15 protein-coding genes and 1 pseudogene are annotated in these 13,401 nt (G+C 37.9%); 13 read left to right on the top strand and 3 right to left on the bottom strand.

The genetic code is table 11. The features are described from left to right. Window positions 1-19 precede the first annotated feature (19 nt). The 10 genes from rodZ to tsf all read left to right on the top strand — a co-directional run bounded on the left by rodZ (window position 20) and on the right by tsf (window position 8,675). Window positions 20-847, top strand: a complete 828-nt coding sequence (rodZ, locus tag JQ843_RS03515; RefSeq protein WP_203212911.1) for a cytoskeleton protein RodZ — start codon at window positions 20-22, stop codon at window positions 845-847. 10 nt (window positions 848-857) lie between these two features. Then, on the top strand, window positions 858-1,403 hold the full coding sequence (gene pgsA, locus JQ843_RS03510; RefSeq protein WP_203212910.1) for a CDP-diacylglycerol--glycerol-3-phosphate 3-phosphatidyltransferase: 546 nt from the start codon (window positions 858-860) through the stop codon (window positions 1,401-1,403). Continuing rightward, window positions 1,400-2,227 (top strand): energy-coupling factor ABC transporter ATP-binding protein, encoded by an 828-nt coding sequence (locus JQ843_RS03505; protein WP_203212909.1) that lies wholly within the window; start codon window positions 1,400-1,402, stop codon window positions 2,225-2,227. Before pgsA ends, JQ843_RS03505 begins: the two co-directional genes overlap by 4 nt. Next, window positions 2,212-3,051, top strand: a complete 840-nt coding sequence (locus JQ843_RS03500; RefSeq protein ID WP_203212908.1) for an energy-coupling factor transporter ATPase — start codon at window positions 2,212-2,214, stop codon at window positions 3,049-3,051. Before JQ843_RS03505 ends, JQ843_RS03500 begins: the two co-directional genes overlap by 16 nt. Further along, a complete protein-coding gene (locus tag JQ843_RS03495; RefSeq protein ID WP_203212907.1) occupies window positions 3,044-3,838 on the top strand; it encodes an energy-coupling factor transporter transmembrane component T family protein in 795 nt (264 codons plus the stop codon). The genes JQ843_RS03500 and JQ843_RS03495 overlap by 8 nt, the downstream gene beginning before the upstream one ends. Before the next feature lie 58 nt (window positions 3,839-3,896). Next, window positions 3,897-4,715 (top strand): rod shape-determining protein MreC, encoded by an 819-nt coding sequence (gene mreC / locus JQ843_RS03490; protein WP_203212906.1) that lies wholly within the window; start codon window positions 3,897-3,899, stop codon window positions 4,713-4,715. Next, window positions 4,715-5,209: a rod shape-determining protein MreD gene (gene mreD / locus JQ843_RS03485; RefSeq protein WP_084926266.1), complete on the top strand. Its 495-nt coding sequence runs from the start codon at window positions 4,715-4,717 to the stop codon at window positions 5,207-5,209. Before mreC ends, mreD begins: the two co-directional genes overlap by 1 nt. A 93-nt stretch (window positions 5,210-5,302) precedes the next feature. Continuing rightward, window positions 5,303-6,550, top strand: coding sequence for a peptidoglycan hydrolase PcsB (gene pcsB, locus JQ843_RS03480; RefSeq protein WP_000727024.1), 1,248 nt, complete (start codon window positions 5,303-5,305; stop codon window positions 6,548-6,550). Window positions 6,551-6,776: 226 nt separating this feature from the next. Beyond that, window positions 6,777-7,556 (top strand): 30S ribosomal protein S2, encoded by a 780-nt coding sequence (rpsB, locus tag JQ843_RS03475; protein WP_000268459.1) that lies wholly within the window; start codon window positions 6,777-6,779, stop codon window positions 7,554-7,556. 78 nt (window positions 7,557-7,634) lie between these two features. After that, on the top strand, window positions 7,635-8,675 hold the full coding sequence (gene tsf, locus JQ843_RS03470) for a translation elongation factor Ts (RefSeq protein ID WP_084950607.1): 1,041 nt from the start codon (window positions 7,635-7,637) through the stop codon (window positions 8,673-8,675). 121 nt (window positions 8,676-8,796) lie between these two features. Here the strand turns inward: tsf and cysK are convergent, their stop codons facing one another. The 3 genes and pseudogenes from cysK to JQ843_RS03460 form a co-directional block, all read right to left on the bottom strand. After that, the gene (cysK, locus tag JQ843_RS03465) at window positions 8,797-9,723 is read right to left on the bottom strand and encodes a cysteine synthase A (RefSeq protein ID WP_049499108.1); all 927 of its coding nucleotides are present in this window, start codon (window positions 9,721-9,723) and stop codon (window positions 8,797-8,799) included. Window positions 9,724-9,819: 96 nt separating this feature from the next. Continuing rightward, window positions 9,820-9,906 (bottom strand): annotated as a pseudogene (locus tag JQ843_RS09570) (PH domain-containing protein); the annotation flags it as partial. 90 nt (window positions 9,907-9,996) lie between these two features. Further along, window positions 9,997-10,632, bottom strand: a complete 636-nt coding sequence (locus JQ843_RS03460) for a YigZ family protein (protein WP_203212905.1) — start codon at window positions 10,630-10,632, stop codon at window positions 9,997-9,999. 56 nt (window positions 10,633-10,688) lie between these two features. On the opposite strand from JQ843_RS03460, the gene JQ843_RS03455 reads away from it, so the two are divergent. From JQ843_RS03455 to hpf, 3 genes are all read left to right on the top strand, one after another. Continuing rightward, window positions 10,689-11,987, top strand: coding sequence for an ATP-dependent helicase ComFA (locus JQ843_RS03455; protein WP_004255320.1), 1,299 nt, complete (start codon window positions 10,689-10,691; stop codon window positions 11,985-11,987). Then, complete coding sequence (locus tag JQ843_RS03450; RefSeq protein ID WP_004255321.1) at window positions 11,984-12,646, top strand: ComF family protein; 663 nt, start codon at window positions 11,984-11,986, stop codon at window positions 12,644-12,646. Before JQ843_RS03455 ends, JQ843_RS03450 begins: the two co-directional genes overlap by 4 nt. A gap of 79 nt (window positions 12,647-12,725) precedes the next feature. Next, complete coding sequence (hpf, locus tag JQ843_RS03445; protein ID WP_004255322.1) at window positions 12,726-13,274, top strand: ribosome hibernation-promoting factor, HPF/YfiA family; 549 nt, start codon at window positions 12,726-12,728, stop codon at window positions 13,272-13,274. The last annotated feature ends 127 nt before the right edge of the window (window positions 13,275-13,401 follow it).

Below are 13,401 nucleotides of genomic sequence, written 5' to 3'. Positions count from 1 at the left end.
GAAAGAAGGAATGACAAGTATGAGGAAAAAAACAATTGGTGAGGTTTTACGTTTAGCTAGAACCAACCAAGGGTTGACTTTAGAAGAATTACATAAAAAAACAGAAATTCAGTTGGATATGTTGGAGGCAATGGAAGATGATGATTTTGATCAACTTCCTAGTCCATTTTATACTCGTTCTTTTTTGAGAAAGTATGCGTGGGCAGTTGAACTTGATGAGCGAATTGTCTTGGATGCTTATGATTCTGGGAGCATGATTACTTATGAGGAAGTAGATGTTGATGAAGAGGAGTTGACAGGCAGGAGACGTTCAAGTAAGAAAAATAAGACATCATTTTTACCTTTATTTTATTTTATACTCTTTGCCCTATCGATTGTAATATTTGTGACTTATTATGTTTGGAATTATCTCCAGACTCAACCGGAGCGTTCGTCTGCGTCTAGTTATAGTGTGGTCCAAGCAACAAGCTCGACTAGTTCTGTAACTTCATCTTCAAGTAGTAGTTCATCAAGTAGCTCTTCGAATATTGAACCAGTTATAAGTGTATCAGGTGAAGGAAATTATGTAGAAATCGCTTATAAAACAAGTAAGGAAACTGCAAAATTGCAATTATCGGTTTCAGATGCTAGAAGTTGGGTTAGTGTTTCAGAAAGTGAGCTTGAGGGTGGTGTGACCTTATCACCGGATAATAAAAGTGCGGAAACAACAGTTTCAACAAAAAATCCTGTGACCATTACTTTAGGTGTTGTCAAAGGTGTTGCTTTAACAGTAGATAATCAGACTGTTGATTTATCGAAATTAACAGCTCAAACTGGACAAATCACTGTAACCTTTACTAGAAATTAAGGAAAAACGAATGAAAAAAGAACAAATTCCCAATCTCTTAACAATAGGTCGAATTCTCTTTATACCTATTTTTATCTTTATTTTAACAGTAGGAAATTCGATAGACAGTCATATAGTAGCAGCTATTATCTTTGCTATTGCCAGTATCACAGACTACTTAGATGGATATTTAGCTCGTAAATGGAATGTGGTCAGTAATTTTGGTAAATTTGCAGATCCTATGGCGGATAAGCTACTAGTTATGTCGGCTTTTATTATGCTGATTGAGTTAGGTATGGCTCCAGCTTGGATTGTTGCAGTGATCATCTGTCGTGAGTTGGCTGTGACAGGTTTGAGGCTTTTACTGGTTGAAACTGGTGGAACAGTTTTAGCAGCAGCAATGCCTGGAAAAATTAAAACTTTCAGTCAGATGTTTGCGATTATTTTCTTGCTATTACATTGGACTTTGATTGGTCAAGTTCTACTTTATGTAGCCTTGTTTTTCACTATATACTCTGGTTATGATTATTTCAAGGGTAGTGCCTATGTATTTAAAGGGACATTTGGTTCGAAATGAAATCAATAATTGATGTAAAAAATCTTTCTTTTCGCTATAAGGAAAGTCAGGAATACTATGATGTGAAGGATATTACGTTTCACGTGAAACGTGGAGAATGGCTTTCGATTGTAGGGCATAATGGTAGTGGTAAATCAACGACGGTTCGATTAATTGATGGTTTACTGGAAGCAGAATCTGGAGAGATTGTAATTGATGGTCAACGTTTGACTGAGGAAAATATTTGGGATATACGTCGTCAAATTGGTATGGTTTTTCAAAATCCAGACAATCAATTTGTTGGAGCGACTGTTGAAGATGATGTTGCCTTTGGTTTGGAAAATCAGGGACTTTCTCGTCAAGAAATGAAAAAGAGAGTGGAGGAAGCTCTGGCTTTAGTTGGCATGTTGGAATTTAAAAAGAGAGAGCCAGCACGTCTATCAGGTGGCCAAAAGCAACGTGTGGCTATTGCAGGTGTTGTAGCCCTAAGACCAGCTATTTTAATCCTAGATGAAGCAACGAGTATGTTGGATCCTGAGGGTCGTAGAGAACTTATTGAGACAGTAAAAGGAATTCGAAAAGATTATGATATGACGGTCATTTCCATTACACATGATTTGGAAGAAGTTGCTATGAGTGATCGCGTATTGGTCATGAAAAAAGGGGAGATTGAATCAACTAGTAGCCCAAGAGAACTTTTCTCTCGAAATGATTTAGATCAAATTGGATTAGACGATCCTTTTGCTAATCAATTAAAAAATTCTTTAATCCAGAATGGCTATGATTTGCCTGAAAATTATTTGACAGAAAGTGAGCTAGAGGATAAGCTATGGGAATTGCTCTAGAAAATGTGAATTTTACATATCAAGAAGGGACTCCCTTAGCTTCAACAGCTTTGTCGGATGTTTCGTTAACAATTGAAGATGGTTCTTATACGGCTTTAATTGGGCACACAGGTAGCGGCAAATCGACTATTTTACAACTCTTAAATGGTTTATTGGTGCCAAGTCAAGGAAGTGTACGAGTGTTTGATACCTTAATCACCTCGAATTCTAAAAATAAAGATATTCGTCAAATTAGAAAACAGGTTGGCTTGGTATTTCAGTTTGCTGAAAATCAGATTTTTGAAGAAACGGTTTTGAAAGACGTTGCTTTTGGACCGCAAAATTTTGGAGTTTCTGAAGAAGATGCGGAGCAGATTGCTCGTGAGAAACTGGATCTGGTTGGAATTGATGAATCACTTTTTAATCGCAGTCCGTTTGAGCTGTCAGGTGGACAAATGAGACGTGTCGCCATTGCAGGCATACTTGCCATGGAACCAGCCATATTAGTCTTAGATGAGCCCACAGCAGGCCTAGATCCCCTGGGAAGAAAAGAGCTGATGAATTTGTTCAAAAAACTCCACCAGTCAGGGATGACCATTGTCTTGGTAACGCATTTGATGGATGATGTTGCTGAATATGCAAATCAAGTCTATGTGATGGAAAAGGGACATTTAGTTAAGGGTGGTAAACCAAGTGATGTCTTTCAAGATGTTGTCTTTATGGAAGAAGTGCAGTTGGGAGTACCTAAAATTACGGCCTTTTGTAAACGATTGGCTGATAGAGGCGTGTCATTTAAACGATTACCGATTAAGATAGAGGAGTTCAAGGAGTCGCTAAATGGATAGTATGATTTTGGGGCGTTATATCCCAGGGGATTCGATTGTTCACCGATTGGATCCGCGTAGTAAATTACTGGCTATGATGCTACTGATTTTAATTGTTTTTTGGGCTAATAATCCCTTGACGAATCTAATTCTTTTTATAGCGACAGGGATATTTATTGCTTTGTCAGGAGTATCTCTTTCATTTTTTATTCAGGGCTTGAAATCTATGTTTTTCTTGATTGCCTTCACAACTATCTTTCAATTGTTTTTCATTTCTAATGGGAATGTTTTGTTTGAGTTTTCGTTTGTGAGAATTACGGATTATGCTTTGCAACAAGCTGGAATTATCTTTTGTCGCTTTGTATTGATTATTTTCTTTTCAACTTTGTTAACCTTAACGACCATGCCCTTAAGTTTGGCATCAGCTGTCGAAGCTTTGTTAGCGCCTTTAAAGCGTGTGAAAGTTCCAGTTCATGAAATCGGTTTGATGCTGTCCATGAGTTTGCGTTTTGTCCCAACCTTGATGGATGATACGACGCGGATTATGAATGCACAGAAAGCGCGTGGAGTTGATTTTGGAGAAGGGAGCATCGTTCAAAAGGTGAAGGCTATGATTCCCATTTTGATTCCTCTTTTTGCGACAAGTTTAAAACGTGCGGATTCCTTGGCTATCGCCATGGAAGCGCGTGGTTATCAGGGTGGAAAAGGTAGAAGTCAATACCGACAATTGAAATGGACTCGAAAGGATACGCTGACCATTCTTGTTATTATCATATTTGGTTGTTGCTTATTTTTCTTAAAATCTTAGTAGCTTTCAGGAATTGATAAAAAGTTACTGTAACAGTTTTTGATATAAAGGTAGGGATATGAACCGTTTTAAAAAATCAAAATATGTCATTATTGTTTTTGTCACTGTTCTGCTTGTGTCAGCTCTCTTAGCGACGACTTATTCAAGTATAATTGTGACAAGATTAGGAGATGGAATCTCATTGGTTGATAGGGTTGTTCAAAAACCTTTTCAATGGTTTGATTCTGTCAAATCAGATTTGGCTCATTTGACACGAACATATAATGAAAATGAAAGTTTGAAGAAACAGATTTACCAATTAGAAGTTAAATCAAATGAGGCGGAAAGTTTAAAGACGGAGAATGAACAACTGCGCCAATTGCTTGATATGAAGTCCAAATTGCAAGCTACAAAGACTTTGGCAGCAGATGTTATTATGCGTTCTCCGGTATCTTGGAAGCAGGAGTTGACCTTAGATGCAGGAAAATCAAAAGGGGCTTCTGAGAATATGTTAGCAATTGCAAATGGTGGCTTGATTGGGAGTGTCTCAAAAGTAGAGGAGAACTCTACCATGGTCAACCTTCTGACAAATACGGAAAATGCTGATAAGATTTCTGTTAAAATTCAACATGGTTCTACTGTAATTTATGGGATTATTGTTGGCTATGACAAGGAAAATGAAGTTCTAAAAATTAGTCAATTAAATAGTAGTAGCGATATTAGTGTGGGAGATAAGGTGACCACTGGTGGATTAGGAAACTTTAACGTTGCTGATATTCCTGTTGGTGAAGTGGTTGCCACAACGCACAGTACGGACTACTTGACACGAGAAGTAACTGTTAAATTAAGTGCAGATACTCATAATGTGAGTGTGATAGAATTAGTGGGGAATTCATAATGAGACAGTTGAAGCGAGTTGGAGTATTTTTATTGCTTCCTTTCTTTGTTCTAATTGATGCCCATATTAGCCAGCTTTTGGGCTCATTTTTTCCCCATGTACAGTTAGCCAGTCATTTTCTATTTTTGTTTCTCTTATTTGAGACGATTGAAGTATCAGAGTATTTCTATTTAGCTTATTGTTTTGTAGTGGGTTTGGTTTATGACATTTACTTTTTCCACTTGATCGGGATTGCGACTTTGTTGTTCGTCTTGTTGGGAGTATTTCTCCATAAATTTAATAGTGTTATTTTATTGAATCGTTGGACGAGAATGTTGGCAATTATTGTCATGACTTTTCTATTTGAGATGGGAGCTTATATACTTGCATTAGTGGTAGGTTTAACTGTGGATAGTATGTCTTTATTTATAGTCTATAGTTTAGTACCATCAATGATTTTGAACCTTATATGGATGATTATCTTTCAGTTTATTTTTGAAAAATTTTACCTATAAGAAAGAAATAAAAATGTAACAAAGGCGTAATATTCATTAGGCCTTTTTTTGGTATACTAGTAATGTCTTTAAAAGAAGGAGTATCTACGAAATATGAAGAAAAAAATCTTAGCGTCACTTTTATTAAGTACAGTAATGGTTTCTCAAGTAGCTGTTTTAACAACTGCGCATGCAGAAACTACTGATGACAAAATTGCTGCTCAAGATAATAAAATTAGTAACTTAACAGCACAACAACAAGAAGCACAAAAACAAGTTGATCAAGTTCAGGAGCAAGTATCTGCTATTCAAACAGAGCAATCAAACTTGCAATCTGAAAATGATAGACTACAAGCAGAATCTAAAAAGCTTGAGGGTGAAATTACAGAACTTTCTAAGAATATTGTATCTCGCAATGATTCATTACAAAAACAAGCTCGTAGTGCTCAAACAAATGGAGCTGCAACAAATTACATCAATACAATTGTAAACTCAAAATCAATTACAGAAGCTATTTCACGTGTTGCTGCAATGAGTGAAATCGTATCTGCAAACAACAAAATGTTGGAACAACAAAAAGCAGATAAAAAAGCTATTTCTGAAAAACAAGTAGCAAACAATGATGCAATTAATACAGTTATTGCAAATCAGCAAAAACTAGCTGATGATGCTCAATCATTAACTACAAAACAAGCTGAGTTAAAAGCTGCAGAATTGAATCTTGCTGCTGAAAAGGCTACTGCAGAGGATGAAAAAGCAAGTTTACTTGAGAAAAAAGCTGCAGCAGAAGCAGAAGCTAAAGCAGCTGCAGAAGCAGAAGCAGCTTATAAAGCTAAACAAGCAAGTCAACAACAAACAGTAGTTGCTTCTGGAAATACAACTTTTACAGCACAGGTTCAAGCAGTATCTACTACTTCTTCATCAAGTTCATCTGAGTCAAGTTCGTCTGAATCATCTTCAAGCAGTGCTTCAACAGAATCAACAAGCTACACTCCTGCACCAGTAAAACATCGTCCAACATATAGTACAAATGCTTCAAGTTATCCAACTGGTGAGTGTACATGGGGAGCTAAAACATTGGCGCCTTGGGCTGGAGATTACTGGGGTAATGGAGCACAGTGGGCTACAAGTGCAGCTGCAGCAGGATTCCGTACAGGATCTACACCTCAAGTTGGTGCCATTGCATGTTGGAATGATGGTGGATATGGACACGTAGCCGTGGTTACAGCTGTTTCATCATCAACAAGTATCCAAGTATCTGAATCAAACTATGGTGGAAACCGTACAATCGGAAATAAACGTGGATGGTTCAATCCTACTACGACTTCAGAAGGTTTTGTAACATATATCTATCCAAACTAATGAATAAAACGAAGAGGCTCGATTTGAGTCTCTTTTATGATTTATATAGTTAACTTGCTTTAAAAATCTACTAAAATCGCTTGAAAATATTGAAAAAGTATGGTAAAATGAAAATTGTCGTGTGAACGATAATACTCATTCTTGATGAATTGTGAAACAGTTGCCTTTGGGTCGTTTTGCGAGTTGAAGTCAAGAAGAGGAAAAAAAACAAAAAGGAGAAATACTCATGGCAGTAATTTCAATGAAACAACTTCTTGAGGCTGGTGTACACTTTGGTCACCAAACTCGTCGCTGGAACCCTAAGATGGCTAAGTACATCTTCACTGAGCGTAATGGTATCCACGTTATCGACTTGCAACAAACTGTAAAATACGCAGACCAAGCATACGATTTCATGCGTGATGCAGCAGCTAACGATGCAGTTGTATTGTTTGTTGGTACTAAGAAACAAGCAGCTGATGCAGTTGCTGAAGAAGCAGTACGTTCAGGTCAATATTTCATCAACCACCGTTGGTTGGGTGGAACTCTTACAAACTGGGGAACAATCCAAAAACGTATCGCTCGTTTGAAAGAAATCAAACGTATGGAAGAAGATGGAACTTTCGAAGTTCTTCCTAAGAAAGAAGTTGCACTTCTTAACAAACAACGTGCACGTCTTGAAAAATTCTTGGGTGGTATCGAAGATATGCCTCGTATCCCAGATGTTATGTACGTAGTTGACCCACATAAAGAGCAAATTGCTGTTAAAGAAGCTAAGAAATTGGGAATCCCAGTTGTAGCCATGGTTGACACAAACACTGATCCAGATGATATCGATGTAATCATTCCAGCTAACGATGATGCTATCCGCGCTGTTAAATTGATCACAGCTAAATTGGCTGACGCTATCATCGAAGGACGTCAAGGTGAAGATGCAGCAGCAGTTGAAGCAGAATTTGCAGCTTCAGAAGCTCAAGCAGATTCAATTGAAGAAATCGTTGAAGTTGTAGAAGGCGACAACGCTTAATTCATATAATTAGTAATTACCTAGGAGGGCGGGGCTTAGCCCGGCTCTCCTATTTTTAAAAAATATAGGAGAATCAAAATGGCAGAAATTACAGCTAAACTTGTAAAAGAGTTGCGTGAAAAATCTGGTGCCGGAGTTATGGACGCTAAAAAAGCGCTTGTAGAAACAGACGGTGACATCGAAAAAGCGATTGAATTGCTTCGTGAAAAAGGTATGGCTAAGGCAGCTAAGAAGGCTGACCGTGTTGCTGCAGAAGGTTTGACTGGTGTTTACGTTAACGGTAATGTTGCAGCAGTTATTGAAGTAAACGCTGAAACTGACTTCGTTGCGAAAAACGCTCAATTCGTTGAATTGGTAAATACTACAGCTAAAGTTATTGCTGAAGGAAAACCTGCTAATAATGAAGAAGCACTTGCTTTGACAATGCCTTCAGGTGAAACTCTTGAAGCTGCATACGTATCTGCAACAGCAACTATCGGAGAAAAAATCTCATTCCGTCGCTTTGCATTGATTGAAAAAACAGACGCACAACACTTTGGAGCATACCAACATAACGGTGGACGTATCGGTGTTATTTCAGTTGTTGAAGGTGGAGACGAAGCACTTGCTAAACAATTGTCAATGCACATCGCAGCGATGAAACCAACAGTTCTTTCTTACAAAGAATTGGATGAACAATTCGTTAAAGATGAGTTGGCACAATTGAACCACGTTATCGACCAAGATAACGAAAGCCGTGCAATGGTTAACAAACCAGCTCTTCCACACTTGAAGTATGGATCAAAAGCACAATTGACTGATGAAGTGATTGCTCAAGCTGAAACTGACATCAAAGCTGAGTTGGCTGCAGAAGGTAAACCAGAAAAAATCTGGGACAAAATCATCCCAGGTAAAATGGATCGCTTCATGCTTGACAACACTAAAGTTGACCAAGCTTACACACTTCTTGCACAAGTATACATCATGGATGACAGCAAGACAGTTGAAGCATACCTTGAATCAGTTAATGCTTCAGTAGTTGAGTTCGCTCGCTTTGAAGTTGGTGAAGGTATCGAAAAAGCTGCAAATGACTTCGAAGCTGAAGTTGCAGCTACAATGGCAGCAGCCTTGAATAACTAATAATAAAAAGGAAGCCAAATTGCTTCCTTTTTTCTATGCAGTCGATCTTTATAGGGAGATGTTCCTACTTTTAAGGTATAAATAAAAAGCCCTATAATAAGGGCTAAGTGTATTTAGGAGACTACACTTCAAATTCATAGAGTGCTGTAGACAAATAACGTTCGCCGTTATCTGGTGCTAGAGCAAGGACTTTCTTACCTGTACCTAATTTCTTGGCAACTTCAATTGCTCCGTAGATAGCTGCAGCTGAAGAAATCCCTACAAGGAATCCTTCTTTTCCACCAATCTCACGGCCAAGTGCGAGAGCATCGTCTGATGTTACACGAACGATACCATCATAAGCCTTTGTATCCAATGTATCAGGAATAAATCCAGCTGAGATACCTTGAATTTTGTGAGGGCCAGGTTTTTCACCAGATAGAATAGCAGATTCGTCTGCCTCTACTGCAAAAACTTGAATGCTTGAATTTGCTGTTTTGAGTGCATGAGAAACACCAGAAATTGTTCCACCAGTACCCACTCCAGCAACAAAGGCATCTAGTCCATCTTTACCGAAAGCAGCTAGTATTTCAGCTCCTGTTGTTCTTTCGTGTACTTCTGGATTAGCTGGATTGTCAAATTGAAGAGGAAGGAAACCATCACGTTCAGCAGCGATTTCTTGAGCTTTAGCAATAGCGCCTTTCATTCCCTCACTACCAGGAGTTAGGACGAGTTCAGCACCATAAGCTTGGATAATCTTACGTCGTTCTACACTCATAGTTTCAGGCATAACGATGACGACTTTATACCCTTTAGCAGCACCTACCCATGAAAGTCCAATACCAGTGTTTCCACTTGTTGCTTCAACAATTGTAGAACCTGGTTTCAGAATACCATCTTGTTCAGCTTTTTCAATCATGCTAAGAGCAATACGATCTTTTACAGAAGAACCAGGGTTGAATGCTTCAAGCTTTACATAGACGTCCGCAGCCCCTTCTGGCACAATGTTGTTGAGTTTAACAATCGGAGTTTGACCGATTAGTTCAGTAATGTTGTTATAAATAGACATATGAATACCTCTTTGTATAAGATATCTCTAGTATAACGCTATCTATACCATTTGTAAAATATAGAAATCCTATCGAAGTGATAGGATTTTTTTATATCACAGGTCTAAGCCATTAATTTTCAAGCGATTGTGATAAGCTAATTCTAGTAAATAGGTGTAAAGGAGAACGCTATCCGTTTTCTTTTTGTTCTAGTAGGTCTTGGCAAGCATCTTTTTATGTTGCTAATTAAAGTAGCGGTGAAAATATCAGTGAAACACTGTATTATCTATTATTTACACTAAGTTTACAGGAACTTCAACTTCTCGTAAATCTTGATCAGTTAAGGTAACTCTTCCATTAAAAAACTCCACAAGTGCAGCTTTAATAGTTTCTTTGTCTTCTTTATCAACATAAATCATCGTATCGACTTGATCTGTAAAATTTGTATCTAGCTCAATGAGGTTATGTTCTTTAAGGAAGTTACTGTACTCTTGGTACTGAGCGTAAGACATTTGAATAGCAATGCCAGCCTGTTCTTTTATTTCAATGATGCCAATTTCTTTGACAGCTAAGGCAACACTGCCAGCGTAAGCACGAATCAATCCTCCAGCGCCTAGTTTAATGCCACCAAAGTAGCGTGTCACTACCACACAGACATTAGTAAGATTGTGATTTTCTAGTACCCCAAGCATGGGAACGCCAGCAGTTCCACTGGGCTCACCATCATCACTTGTACGTTTGATTTCACTACGTTCCCCAATAATGAAGGCAGAGCAGTTATGAGTAGCTTTGTAGTGCTCTTTCTTGATGGCAGTAATGAAGTCACGAGCCTCTTCTTCGCTATAAACACGCTTGGCATGACAGATAAAGCGGGATTTTTTGATTTCTTCTTGGACTTGTCCGTCCTCTTTAATTGTTCTAAATTCCATGATTTAATTGTACTAAAAAATCATCTAAAGCGCTAGGTTTTTACGAATAAAGAAGTATGAAAGTAAATCCAAATTATCTCGGTCGTTTGTTTACGGAGAATGAATTAACAGAAGAGGAACGTCAGTTGGCAGAGAAACTTCCAGCAATGAGAAAGGAGAAAGGGAAACTTTTCTGTCAACGTTGTAATAGTACTATTCTAGAAGAATGGTATTTGCCCATCGGTACTTACTATTGTAGGGAGTGTTTACTGATGAAGCGAGTCAGGAGTGATCAATCTTTATACTATTTCCCACAGGAGGATTTTCCGAAGCAAGATGTTCTTAAATGGCGTGGTCAATTAACCCCTTTTCAAGATAAGGTATCACAGGGACTGCTTCAAGCGGTAGACAAGCAAGAGCCAAGCTTGGTTCACGCTGTAACAGGAGCTGGAAAGACAGAAATGATTTATCAAGTAGTAGCTAAAGTGATCAATGCGGGTGGTGCAGTGTGTTTGGCCAGTCCTCGCATAGACGTTTGTTTGGAGCTGTATAAGCGCCTGCAAAAGGATTTTGCTTGTGAGATAGCCCTCCTACATGGAGAATCAGAGCCGTATTTTCGAACACCACTAGTTGTTGCGACGACCCATCAGTTATTGAAGTTTTATCAAGCTTTTGATTTACTGATAGTGGATGAAGTAGATGCCTTTCCTTATGTTGACAATCCTATGCTTTACCATGCTGTCAAGAATAGTGTAAAGGAGAATGGCTTGAGAATCTTTTTAACAGCAACTTCTACCGATGAGTTAGATAGGAAGGTTCGCATCGGAGAATTAAAACGATTGAGTTTGCCAAGACGATTTCATGGAAATCCTTTGATTATTCCTAAACCTGTCTGGTTATCCGATTTTAATCACTGTTTAGAGAAAAGTCGGTTGTCACCAAAGCTAAAGTCTTATATTGAGAAGCAGAGAAAGACAGGTTATCCGTTACTCATTTTTGCTTCAGAGATTAAGAAAGGGGAACAGTTAAAAGAAATCATACAGGAGCAATTTCCAAATGAGAAAATTGGCTTTGTATCTTCTATCACAGAAAATCGATTAGAGCAGGTACAAGCTTTTCGAGATAGAGAACTGACAATACTTATCAGTACGACGATATTGGAGCGTGGAGTTACCTTCCCTTGTGTTGACGTTTTCGTAGTAGAGGCCAATCATCGTCTGTTTACCAAGTCTAGTTTAATACAGATTGGAGGACGTGTCGGTCGGAGTATGGACAGACCGACAGGAGATTTGCTTTTCTTCCATGACGGGTTAAATGCTTCAATCAAAAAGGCAATTAAGGAAATTCAGCAGATGAATAAGGAGGCGGGGCTATGAAGTGCTTATTATGTGGGCAGACTATGAAGGCTGTTTTAACTTTTAGTAGTCTCTTACTTCTGAAGAATGATGACTCTTGTCTTTGTTCAGACTGTGACTCTACTTTTGAGAGGATTGGAGAAGAAAACTGCCCAAACTGTATGAAAACAGGTTTGTCAACAAAGTGTCAAGATTGTCAATTTTGGTGTAAAGAAGAAGTTGAAGTCAGTCATAGAGCGATTTTTACTTACAATCAAGCTATGAAGGATTTTTTCAGTCGGTATAAGTTTGATGGAGACTTCCTTTTAAGAAAAGTTTTTGCTTCAGTTTTAAGTGAGGAGTTAAAAAAGTACAAAGAGTATCAATTTGTTGTAATTCCCCTAAGTCCTGAAAGATTGCTCGAGAGGGGATTTAACCAGGTTGAAGGTTTAGTTGAAGCAGCAGAGTTCTCTTTGCAAGACTTACTAGAGAAGAGAGAAGAGCGGGCCAGTTCTTCCAAAAATCGTTCAGAACGCTTGGGGACAGAACTTCCTTTCTTTATTAAAAGGGGAGTCACTATTCCTAAAAAAATCCTACTTATAGATGACATTTATACTACTGGAACAACTATAAATCGTGTGAAGAAGCTGTTGGAAGAAGCTGGTGCTGAGGATGTAAAAACATTTTCCCTTGTAAGATGAGGAAAAAATTTGCAAAAATAAAATGAAAGCGTTATAATGAAATCAGAAAAACAAAAATGTTTAGAAAGAAGGTACTCATATGATTAAATATAGTATCCGTGGTGAAAACCTAGAAGTAACAGAAGCAATTCGTGATTATGTAGTTTCTAAACTCGAAAAGATCGAAAAGTATTTTCAAGCTGAACAAGAGTTGGATGCTCGAGTAAACTTGAAGGTGTATCGTGAAAAAACGGCTAAAGTGGAGGTGACGATTCCGCTTGGTTCAATTACTCTTCGTGCAGAAGATGTGTCTCAAGATATGTATGGTTCAATTGACCTTGTAACCGATAAAATTGAACGTCAGATTCGTAAAAATAAAACAAAAATCGAGCGTAAAAATAAAAACAAGGTAGCAACTAGTCAATTATTTACAGATGCTTTGGTGGAAGATACAAATGTTGTCCAATCTAGAGTTGTTCGTTCAAAACAAATTGATTTAAAACCAATGGATTTGGAAGAAGCTATTCTACAGATGGATTTGTTGGGACATGATTTCTTTATCTATGTGGATGTTGAAGATCAGACAACCAATGTGATTTATCGTCGTGAAGATGGCGAGATTGGCTTGTTAGAAGTTAAAGAATCTTAATTTCAATATGTGTAAAGGAAGGTTTACTAAATTGTAAACCTCCTTTTTCTTATAATTGATAGAATTACTGATTACACTTTTAAAAAGTCGCTTTTTGGTGGTTATTATGGTATAATGGGTGCCAAGA

It is taken from the genome of Streptococcus mitis (genome assembly GCF_905187495.1).
Lineage (GTDB): Bacteria > Bacillota > Bacilli > Lactobacillales > Streptococcaceae > Streptococcus > Streptococcus mitis_CU.
This window is presented reverse-complemented; position numbering and strand designations above follow the sequence as displayed.

Bases quoted from the DNA above. Each gene is read 5' to 3' on its own strand.
- rodZ (WP_203212911.1), top strand. From the start codon at position 20: ATGAGGAAAAAAACAATTGGTGAGGTTTTACGTTTAGCTAGAACCAAC.
- pgsA (WP_203212910.1), top strand. From the start codon at position 858: ATGAAAAAAGAACAAATTCCCAATCTCTTAACAATAGGTCGAATTCTC.
- JQ843_RS03505 (WP_203212909.1), top strand. From the start codon at position 1,400: ATGAAATCAATAATTGATGTAAAAAATCTTTCTTTTCGCTATAAGGAA.
- JQ843_RS03500 (WP_203212908.1), top strand. From the start codon at position 2,212: ATGGGAATTGCTCTAGAAAATGTGAATTTTACATATCAAGAAGGGACT.
- JQ843_RS03495 (WP_203212907.1), top strand. From the start codon at position 3,044: ATGGATAGTATGATTTTGGGGCGTTATATCCCAGGGGATTCGATTGTT.
- mreC (WP_203212906.1), top strand. From the start codon at position 3,897: ATGAACCGTTTTAAAAAATCAAAATATGTCATTATTGTTTTTGTCACT.
- mreD (WP_084926266.1), top strand. From the start codon at position 4,715: ATGAGACAGTTGAAGCGAGTTGGAGTATTTTTATTGCTTCCTTTCTTT.
- pcsB (WP_000727024.1), top strand. From the start codon at position 5,303: ATGAAGAAAAAAATCTTAGCGTCACTTTTATTAAGTACAGTAATGGTT.
- rpsB (WP_000268459.1), top strand. From the start codon at position 6,777: ATGGCAGTAATTTCAATGAAACAACTTCTTGAGGCTGGTGTACACTTT.
- tsf (WP_084950607.1), top strand. From the start codon at position 7,635: ATGGCAGAAATTACAGCTAAACTTGTAAAAGAGTTGCGTGAAAAATCT.
- cysK (WP_049499108.1), bottom strand. From the start codon at position 9,723: ATGTCTATTTATAACAACATTACTGAACTAATCGGTCAAACTCCGATT.
- JQ843_RS03460 (WP_203212905.1), bottom strand. From the start codon at position 10,632: ATGGAATTTAGAACAATTAAAGAGGACGGACAAGTCCAAGAAGAAATC.
- JQ843_RS03455 (WP_004255320.1), top strand. From the start codon at position 10,689: ATGAAAGTAAATCCAAATTATCTCGGTCGTTTGTTTACGGAGAATGAA.
- JQ843_RS03450 (WP_004255321.1), top strand. From the start codon at position 11,984: ATGAAGTGCTTATTATGTGGGCAGACTATGAAGGCTGTTTTAACTTTT.
- hpf (WP_004255322.1), top strand. From the start codon at position 12,726: ATGATTAAATATAGTATCCGTGGTGAAAACCTAGAAGTAACAGAAGCA.